Source organism: Lactiplantibacillus sp. ME-2 (genome assembly GCF_022549155.1).
GTDB lineage: Bacteria > Bacillota > Bacilli > Lactobacillales > Lactobacillaceae > Lactiplantibacillus > Lactiplantibacillus plantarum.
Map to the genome: position 1 here is coordinate 1 of NZ_JAKZEQ010000074.1, position 5,298 is coordinate 5,298.

The window sequence follows — 5,298 nt, forward strand, 5'->3', positions numbered from 1 at the left end:
TGATCTAATTTAACTAAAATCAAATCGAATGTCAAAGTATCCAAACACGTTCTTAATGGACTTCCTCAAAGTCTTATCTGATATTTTTATTCCAATCGTCCCTGCACTAGTTGCTGGGGGTCTATTAATGGCACTAAACAACGTTTTGACTGCCGAGCATCTTTTTATGGCGAAGTCAGTTGTTGAAGTTTCCCCCGGTCTCAAAGGTATCGCCGAAATGATTAACGCGATGGCTAGTGCCCCGTTCACTTTCTTGCCAATTCTCTTAGGATTTTCAGCAACGAAGCGCTTCGGCGGCAACCCCTATCTGGGTGCTACGATGGGCATGATCATGGTCTTACCATCACTTGTTAACGGCTATAGCGTTGCAACGACCATGGCCGCCGGCAAGATGGTTTACTGGAACGTCTTTGGTTTACACGTTGCACAAGCAGGCTATCAAGGCCAAGTGCTCCCTGTTTTGGCCGTTGCTTATATTTTGGCTACTCTGGAGAAGTTCTTCCACAAACATATCAAGGGTGCATTTGACTTTACGTTCACGCCAATGTTTGCAATTGTCATCACTGGCTTCCTAACTTTCACAATCGTCGGTCCTGTCTTACGAACGGTGAGCGACGCATTAACTAACGGTTTAGTAGGCTTATATAACACGACTGGTTGGATTGGCATGGGCATCTTTGGCCTTCTCTACTCGGCCATTGTCATTACTGGGCTCCACCAAACCTTCCCGGCTATTGAAACCCAGTTATTGGCTAACGTCGCCAAAACGGGAGGTTCTTTTATCTTCCCAGTCGCCTCGATGGCCAACATTGGGCAAGGTGCCGCCACTTTAGCTATTTTCTTTGCCACTAAGAGCCAAAAGCAAAAAGCCCTGACTTCTTCAGCCGGGGTCTCAGCGTTACTCGGAATTACGGAACCTGCTATTTTCGGGGTCAACCTCAAGATGAAATTTCCATTTGTCTTTGCAGCGATTGCCTCAGGAATTGCTTCAGCTTTCTTAGGACTATTCCACGTTCTGTCCGTGGCGATGGGTCCCGCATCAGTCATCGGGTTCATTTCGATTGCTTCAAAGTCGATTCCAGCATTCATGCTCAGTGCTGTCATCTCGTTTGTCGTCGCATTTATTCCAACTTTTATCTATGCCAAACGAACACTCGGTGACGATCGTGATCAAGTAAAATCACCAGCACCAACGAGTACCGTCATCAATGTTAATGATGAGATTATCAGTGCACCAGTAACGGGGACTAGCGAAAGTCTCAAACAAGTTAACGACCAAGTTTTCTCAGCCGAAATCATGGGTAAAGGCGCCGCAATCGTGCCAAGCGCTGATCAGGTCGTCGCACCAGCTGACGGGGTCATCACTGTCACTTATGATAGCCATCATGCTTATGGCATCAAAACAACTGCTGGTGCCGAAATTCTGATTCACTTAGGATTAGATACGGTCAATTTAAATGGTGAACACTTCACTACTAACGTTCAGAAGGGCGATACCGTTCATCAAGGTGATCTACTCGGAACGTTTGACGTCGCTGCCTTAAAAGCCGCTAACTATGATCCAACCGTCATGCTAGTCGTCACAAATACGGCCAATTACGCTAATGTTGAACGACTCAAAGTCACGAATGTCCAAGCTGGTGAACAGCTCGTTGCGCTGACTGAACCGGCAGCTAGCTCAGTTGCTGCTACAACTGTCTAAACTTTATTAGGAGGACGTCATGCCTGTTGAATATGACCCCAAAACCGGCTTAATCAATCTTCATAATGACCAAATTAGCTATGTTATTCAAATTTTAGCCCATCGTTACCCAGTGCATCGATATTTTGGACGTTACTTTTCAAAACAACCGTACTTTGAGCCGATGCCATCCGGTAGCCATGCTTTTGCTAATGACCCAACAGAACGCTTTCCATATTCCGTGACTTCACTGCCACTCGAATATTCCACTATTGGCAGTGGTGACTATCGCCAGCCAGCTTACGTTATTAAGGATGCTAACAATCAATTACTGCCAATTTTAGAATATACCGGTTTTTCTGTGAATGATCAGCCAATCAACTCGCGCCAATTGCCACCCACCGTTAGCAAACACACGCCTGTAACAACCCTAGTCATTCATTTGGCCGATTCAGTGACCAAGTTACAGATGGATCTTAACTACACTATTTTTGAAAATCAGCCGCTTATCTTGCGAAGCACAACTCTGCGCCATCACGGCACTACTAATTTGCAAGTAACAGCCCTATCCAGCGCTCAACTAGATCTACCAACTGACCAATATACTGCGCTGACATTAAGCGGTACCCATGCACATGAAGCTAATCCATCGTTTAACCGTTTACACCCAGGGTTACAAACGGTTCGCAGTCTGCGCGGCACTAGTGGACCACAACACCAACCGTTCATGGCTCTAGCAGAACCTAACACGACAGAATTAGCTGGGACTGTTATTGGTTGTGCACTAGCATGGAGTGGTAACTTCGACAGTACTGTCGAAGTTGACCAATATCAACATAGCCGCCTAACAATCGGTCTTGAACCAGATACATTCGAATGGCAGCTCAAACCAAATAGCAGTTTTCAGACTCCTGAAGCCGTGCTAACTTGGACAAATACTGGTTTTAACGGCATGTCACAAGTATTTCACGACTTTAGCCATCAGCTGATGCCCTCCCAGACTAACATTCCAAGTGTGCTTAACACTTGGGAAACACTGACATTTGCCGTTTCAGAGTCTAAAGTTCAACACTTAATCGAACACGCCCACCAGTTAGGCTTACAAATGCTTGTCTTAGACGACGGCTGGTTTGTCAACCGTAACGGTGAAAATGGGCAATTAGGTGACTGGTATGTTGACCCCATTAAGTTTCCTAATGGTCTGAAACCCCTTGCCCAACAAGCCCATCATCATCGAATGAAATTCGGTCTCTGGGTGGAACCAGAAATGATCACCACTAACAGCCAGCTTTACCAACAACATCCTGACTGGGTATTACAATATGTTGATCGGACACCCATCACAGCTCGCCACCAGCTAGTCTTAGATCTTTCGCAGGCTGCTGTCCGTGACCACTTAGTCACTACTCTGACGAACTTGGTTCAAAATAACCAACTCGATTATTTTAAATGGGATATGAATCGCCATCTTACACAGGTTGGCAGCACACGCTTACCGGCTGCACAACAGGGGGAACTGTATTATCGCTACGTCTGTGGACTTTATGATATTCTCACACGCTTGAAGCGCGCCTGCCCCAAGCTGATTATCGAAAATTGTTCAGCTGGTGGTGGCCGGTTTGATTTTGGTATGCTACCATACACCAATCAGACGTGGATAAGCGATTTGACTGATCCAGTCGACCGAGCAACCATCGAGAACGGATTTAGTTATCTATTTCCACCACGGATATTCAGCAACCATATAACCGCATCACCCAATGCGCAAAATGGCCGAATAACACCATTTGAAACTCGATTACAATTAGCCTGCATCGGGCAACTAGGATTGGAACTTAATCCTAAACAACTTGCTCCTAGTGAACAGCAACTTCTTCGAGGAGCCTTGATTAAATATCAGCAACTGAAGTCTACTTTTATCAAGGCCCACTTTTATCGTCTACCGACAACAAGACACGTTGTTGCGTGGTTGCTAGTAACGGCAGATAAAAAGCAGGCAATTTGCTGTTACTTAAATAGGCTTAATTCTGCTGTCAAAACTCAGCACCCATTACCATTACACTATCTCGATGCTGAATTAACTTATAGCGATTCATCGGGTAATCGCTATACGGGGCATCAGTTAAACACGATGGGAATTCCACTTAAACCCACCAACGCTGATTTCACTAGTCAGCTAATTTATTTACGTCAAAGTTAATGTAATCGTTAACAAAATTTCTAATTAAGAGTATACTATTAATAAATAAGACTACATTTTTAACTACAGGAGGCACACTATGCTTTTAGGTGCAATTGAAGCTGGTGGTACAAAATTTGTTTGTGCCACGGGCGCTGAAAACGGGCAAGTTAGCGACCGAATTTCGATCCCCACGACAACCCCCGCTGAAACCATGACTGCGGTAGACGACTATTTTACGACTCATCCCGTTGACGCGATTGGTATCGGTTCATTTGGCCCCATCGGCGTTAATCCCGATGATCCGAAATATGGTTACATTACCACGACTCCCAAACCCGACTGGGGTGACTTCGATTTTTTAGGCCATCTTAAAAGTCGCTTCAACATCCCACTCTACTGGACCACTGATGTTAACGAAGCCGCTTATGGCGAATCAATGATTGGAATCGCTAAGGACGTCCCTAACAGCATCTACATGACGATTGGTACCGGTGTTGGCGCTGGCGTCATTAGTCAGAACCACATTTTTAATGGTCGCACTCATACTGAACTTGGTCACATGCGACTCAACCGGTTACCTGGGGACGATTTCAAGTCCAACTGCCCCTACCATGACATCTGTTTAGAAGGTTTAGCTGCTGGGCCAGCAGTGGGAAAACGAACGGGGAAAGCTGGGAAAGATATTCCCGTCGACGATCCGGTCTGGCCAATCATCGCTGACTACATCGCACAGGCATGTGTCAACCTCACCGTCGCCTTCGCACCTGATAAAATTATTCTTAACGGTGGTGTTATGAATCAACGGCAGCTCTTTCCCATGATTCGTGAAAAGTTTGCCGCCTATCTAAATGGCTACGAAGAAGTCCCACCACTGGATGACTATATCGTTCCCGCTGGACTGGGTAACAATTCTGGCATTGCCGGTGGCCTATTGTTAGCTCAGGCTGCTTTAAAGAACGCTTAACACCTTGCAAAAAAGTCCGCCGATACGCGTTTAAACGTATCAGCGGACTTTTAGTTTACAGTCAATTTGTCATTCGGTTAATGAATATATACGGTTAAAACAGTGATAAATCCAAAAATCACCCCGGGAACATTTGAAATAATAACGGGCCAATCCTTATAAGTCTTGAACCAGCCGTAACCAGTCCATAGTATCCCATTAATCATTGCCACGAGTGGTTGTAGCGGCGATACTGGGTCACCTGAGAAATTCGAAATGATTTGTGGAATATACGACACGTACATCGCAATACACGTAAATGTCGCTAACTTACTAATCAATTTCAGATATTTCACTCGCTTGGGATCCACAGCGTCCTTACCACTGGGATATTCACCATTATCAACTTTATACTTAATAAATAATCACCTTCCTAGCTAGGGTCCGTCTTAAAACTACTTAAGTAAGATGCAAATTGAGGCAATGTAGACC

General features: G+C 45.2%; 3 protein-coding genes and 1 pseudogene. 3 read left to right on the forward strand and 1 reads right to left on the reverse strand.

Annotated elements, in window-relative coordinates; translation table 11 throughout:
* Window positions 1–52: 52 nt before the first annotated feature.
* The 3 genes and pseudogenes from MMY95_RS14965 to MMY95_RS14975 form a co-directional block, all read left to right on the forward strand.
* A pseudogene (locus MMY95_RS14965) lies at window positions 53–1,702 on the forward strand (glucose PTS transporter subunit IIA); the annotation flags it as partial.
* Between the two features lie 19 nt (window positions 1,703–1,721).
* Window positions 1,722–3,881: an alpha-galactosidase gene (locus tag MMY95_RS14970; RefSeq protein WP_065080468.1), complete on the forward strand. Its 2,160-nt coding sequence runs from the start codon at window positions 1,722–1,724 to the stop codon at window positions 3,879–3,881.
* A gap of 79 nt (window positions 3,882–3,960) precedes the next feature.
* Window positions 3,961–4,827, forward strand: a complete 867-nt coding sequence (locus tag MMY95_RS14975) for a fructokinase (protein WP_241277777.1) — start codon at window positions 3,961–3,963, stop codon at window positions 4,825–4,827.
* Between the two features lie 77 nt (window positions 4,828–4,904).
* Here MMY95_RS14975 and MMY95_RS14980 read toward each other — a convergent pair whose 3' ends face one another.
* Window positions 4,905–5,177 (reverse strand): SemiSWEET family transporter, encoded by a 273-nt coding sequence (locus MMY95_RS14980; protein WP_003641779.1) that lies wholly within the window; start codon window positions 5,175–5,177, stop codon window positions 4,905–4,907.
* Window positions 5,178–5,298 lie beyond the last annotated feature (121 nt).

Bases quoted from the DNA above. Each gene is read 5' to 3' on its own strand.
- MMY95_RS14975 (WP_241277777.1), top strand. From the start codon at position 3,961: ATGCTTTTAGGTGCAATTGAAGCTGGTGGTACAAAATTTGTTTGTGCC.
- MMY95_RS14970 (WP_065080468.1), top strand. From the start codon at position 1,722: ATGCCTGTTGAATATGACCCCAAAACCGGCTTAATCAATCTTCATAAT.